The sequence below is a fragment of the Pedobacter sp. UYP30 genome (assembly GCF_040547165.1).
Lineage (GTDB): Bacteria > Bacteroidota > Bacteroidia > Sphingobacteriales > Sphingobacteriaceae > Pedobacter.
In genome coordinates, this window is record NZ_JBEPPD010000046.1 from 1 (window position 1) to 2208 (window position 2208).

Annotated in this window: 5 protein-coding genes; all 5 read left to right on the plus strand. The window is 35.5% G+C overall.

Translation table 11 applies throughout. The features are described from left to right. Positions 1–108: 108 nt before the first annotated feature. The 5 genes from ABIB40_RS20520 (at position 109) to ABIB40_RS20540 (ending at position 2120) form a co-directional block, all read left to right on the plus strand. The gene (locus ABIB40_RS20520; RefSeq protein ID WP_354361805.1) at positions 109–507 is read left to right on the plus strand and encodes a PoNe immunity protein domain-containing protein; all 399 of its coding nucleotides are present in this window, start codon (positions 109–111) and stop codon (positions 505–507) included. A 15-nt stretch (positions 508–522) separates the two neighbouring features. Continuing rightward, positions 523–753, plus strand: coding sequence for a PoNe immunity protein domain-containing protein (locus ABIB40_RS20525; protein ID WP_354361807.1), 231 nt, complete (start codon positions 523–525; stop codon positions 751–753). Next, positions 754–1212, plus strand: a complete 459-nt coding sequence (locus ABIB40_RS20530; RefSeq protein WP_354361799.1) for a DUF6630 family protein — start codon at positions 754–756, stop codon at positions 1210–1212. It begins immediately after the preceding gene. A 183-nt stretch (positions 1213–1395) separates the two neighbouring features. Then, positions 1396–1743: a hypothetical protein gene (locus tag ABIB40_RS20535; protein ID WP_354361801.1), complete on the plus strand. Its 348-nt coding sequence runs from the start codon at positions 1396–1398 to the stop codon at positions 1741–1743. 11 nt (positions 1744–1754) lie between these two features. Further along, positions 1755–2120 (plus strand): pentapeptide repeat-containing protein, encoded by a 366-nt coding sequence (locus ABIB40_RS20540; RefSeq protein ID WP_354361803.1) that lies wholly within the window; start codon positions 1755–1757, stop codon positions 2118–2120. The last annotated feature ends 88 nt before the right edge of the window (positions 2121–2208 follow it).

Sequence of the window (2208 nt, forward strand, 5' to 3'; positions counted from 1 at the left end):
TTTTATGAAGGCTAAAATATTCTCACCCCTAAAAATATTGTTCATATATTTGATTTTGATACTAATATACGTGTTTATTAAGTAAGTAACTCGAAGGATTTATTAGAAATCGAAAATTTAAAAAGAGATGAAGAAGAAGGTATTCAAAAGTATCGGAGACCAAATCTTGAAATTATCGAATTGATGGAAGATGGAATCTACATGTCAAATTTTACAATTTTGACGTGTAAATATTCAATGGGAGAATCTGTTTCTGAGGTTAAAAAATATTATCTCAATAGTATTCCTTATTTTTTAGCTGGATGGAAAAAGTCTAGCGGTTATGTTCAAATGGTAGAAATGCTCTCTATAGGAATTGTGTTAGAAATAGAAGAAACAGAATTTAACAAGTTAGCAGAATGCGTGCAGAAAGATAATCCAAAAGACTATTTAATAGATTTGCTGATCAACTACAGAAATAGTACTTGGGAGACACTATCCACCAAATTTATGTGGAACAAACCCTAAAGATCAACCAAAGAAATAGTAGAATTGGCAAAAACAGATAAGAAAAATTCCTTAAAAAATTTAAAACAGTATTTAACTCTGTGGTATAAAAGTATAGAAATAAAAACTCATAATAATAAAATCACGCATTATGGCTATTGGTGCTGGGAAGCAGGCGCGTTGGCAAAAATACTTGGTCTGGATGACAGCAGTCTCGAAAACCAACAGTATTATCCCTACGATATGGTGCACTGGAAGGAGGCATAAATGATGGAGAACTTTATTAAACTATTAGATTTCCTACTCCCAAATGGGACAGACCATAATATTATTGCTCGTAAACTGCAAACAACATTATCTAATCCCGATAAATTTTTAAAGGAAAATGAACGTATGCTGAACCAAAGCGATGATTTGCTTTGGTTCGCGTTAATAGATGGCCTTCTCGAAACCGGCAACGCGATAGAATTAGACTGGAAAGACGATATTTCTGCCAATGATGTGGAAGAAATGTTAAAGAAGCAAGACCATCTCATTAATGTTGATTTTAGAGATAACGGCTACGAACTGGAAAAAGCTTTAAAAGATTTTGGTGAACAATTAGAAAACACCCCTTTTATTCTGCTACAGTTGGATATAGAGAGCGACAGTTATGTAATTACTACATGCAAGAGAGATAATTTTCTAATATTAGAAAAGTTAGACGAAAGATTTAAGGGATTTTAACTATTTGAAAATAGCTCGGAGGAAGCATGGGCTAAGAAATGGAAAGAGGTCTTTGACGACGATAAGATTGAAGAGGCCTACCAAGCTTATAAAAAACGCAGAGGTCTAAAAGCTAGAAGCAAGGAAGACTGGTTCAGGGGCAAAAAAGGCAAGGGAGGCTACGAAAACGTACTGAAAGGCCAAATGGGCGAATTCCAGGCAGACCAAGTGATGGCGAGCAAGGGTTATGTAAAGCTAAACCACGACGGGAAACTTATTGATGCGATGCACCCACCAAAAGGAAAAGGGATCGATGGCATCTGGTCGCATCCCGGTCCGCCGCCAAGGTATGTGGTAAGTGAGACCAAGTTTAGCACGACGGGCAATTATAAACTCGGTAAGGGGCAAATGACAGATGCGTGGATTAAGAAAAACATCCCCGATAACCTCAGTTCCGAAGCACGAGCTGGAATAGAAAAAGCAATGAACAAAGGAACTCATCAAAAGAAATATGACACAGATTTTGGAGACGGAACAGGAATATTTTGGTAATTTTACATGTCATGAATAATAGATATACAGAATTCAAGTGGACATCACTAACTAAGTTTGTGGATGAAGCCTGGATTGATTACGATTTAACCGGAACAGTTTTTGAAAATACATTTTTCAGGAATTTTACTTTTAGAAAATGCGTGTTCAATAAATCCAAATTAGATCAGGCTGGTTTTTTTAATTGCAACTTCGTTGACTGTATATTCGATAAAGTTAGTTTTAAAAATGTAGCAATTGGAGCTGAAGGTGGGTTGTATAGTAGGTGCAAATTTTTGAACTGCGATTTTAAAGGAAGAGGCTTTAGTTTTCCCCGTTTCGAAGAATGCTTATTTTCGAAATGCAAACTTGTAAATATTAATTTTAATGATAAGTAGTGTCTAAAATTTAATGTCGTATTTTGTTCCAAAACTATTGAGTATACGGTTCAAGCTTTCCTTTAGGTCGTGGAATGACTTATAGGCA

Excerpts from the sequence above, each read along its gene's own strand:
- ABIB40_RS20530 (WP_354361799.1), top strand. The coding sequence starts at position 754 with ATGATGGAGAACTTTATTAAACTATTAGATTTCCTACTCCCAAATGGG.
- ABIB40_RS20535 (WP_354361801.1), top strand. The coding sequence starts at position 1,396 with ATGGGCGAATTCCAGGCAGACCAAGTGATGGCGAGCAAGGGTTATGTA.
- ABIB40_RS20540 (WP_354361803.1), top strand. The coding sequence starts at position 1,755 with ATGAATAATAGATATACAGAATTCAAGTGGACATCACTAACTAAGTTT.